1 protein-coding gene is annotated in these 972 nt (G+C 74.5%); it reads right to left on the bottom strand.

Annotated features, from left to right (window positions below; all coding sequences use genetic code 11):
- Window positions 1-375 precede the first annotated feature (375 nt).
- Window positions 376-795, bottom strand: a complete 420-nt coding sequence (locus FE633_RS46890; RefSeq protein WP_138051254.1) for a Fur family transcriptional regulator — start codon at window positions 793-795, stop codon at window positions 376-378.
- Window positions 796-972: the final 177 nt, after the last annotated feature.

Below are 972 nucleotides of genomic sequence, written 5' to 3'. Positions count from 1 at the left end.
GGGGGGGGGAGAACGTGCGGGTGGAGGGGGGTATCGGCCTGGACGGCCTCGTCCTCAGGCGCCGGACAGGCTGACGGATGCCGGCCTCGGGCGCCGGAGGAGCTGATGGGCTGGGCTGTGTTGGAGAGTGCGCGTGCACGCGTACCCCGACCGGGCCGCAGCCGCCCGCGTACCGAAGGGGACGGGGCGGGGGTGTCCGCCCGCAGCGGATGGCGCGTCGACTCGGGTATCTCTAGCAGCCGACCGATTCCGCGCCAGACCGAGGACGGATACCCCCGTCGCGGCCCCGACCCAGAACGCACCGTGCGCGCCCCCCGGCCAACCGCCGGAGGCAACGCGCGGCCCCGCCCCACAGCGAACCGGACGCGCCCCCGCTCAACCGCCGGAGGCCCTCGCGCAGTCTGCGCACGTGCCGAAGACCTCCACCGTGTGGGCCACGTTCACGAAGCCGTGTTCCGTTGCGATGGACTCGGCCCACTTTTCGACGGCCGGGCCCTCCACCTCGACCGCCTTGCCGCAGACGCGGCAGACCAGGTGGTGGTGGTGCTCGCCGGTGGAGCAGCGGCGGTAGACGGACTCGCCGTCGGAGGTGCGCAGGACGTCGACCTCGCCGGCGTCGGCGAGGGACTGGAGCGTGCGGTACACCGTGGTCAGCCCGACGGAGTCGCCCTTGTGCTTGAGCATGTCGTGAAGATCCTGCGCACTGCGGAACTCGTCGACCTCGTCGAGCGCCGCCGCCACGGCGGCCCGCTGCCGGGTCGAACGGCCCCGAACGGGCGGTCCAGCGGTCGTCACCGTTGCCTCCTTACATCTGCGGCTTGCCGGGCCATTGTGCCAGCCCGATCAGGCCGCGGTCAGACGCCGGCCTTCCCCGTGGCGGAGCGGGTGGCCGGAATCGCGCACTCCGCCGGCTCCGCGGCCGCGTCCCCGGCCACATCCCCGGCCGCCGCCCGCGCGGCGGCCCGCGCCCGG

This window comes from Streptomyces montanus (assembly GCF_005786655.1).
GTDB classification, from domain to species: Bacteria; Actinomycetota; Actinomycetes; order Streptomycetales; family Streptomycetaceae; genus Streptomyces; species Streptomyces sporangiiformans.
Note: the sequence above shows the minus strand (reverse complement) of the source record. Positions and strands in the feature narration are given on the sequence as shown.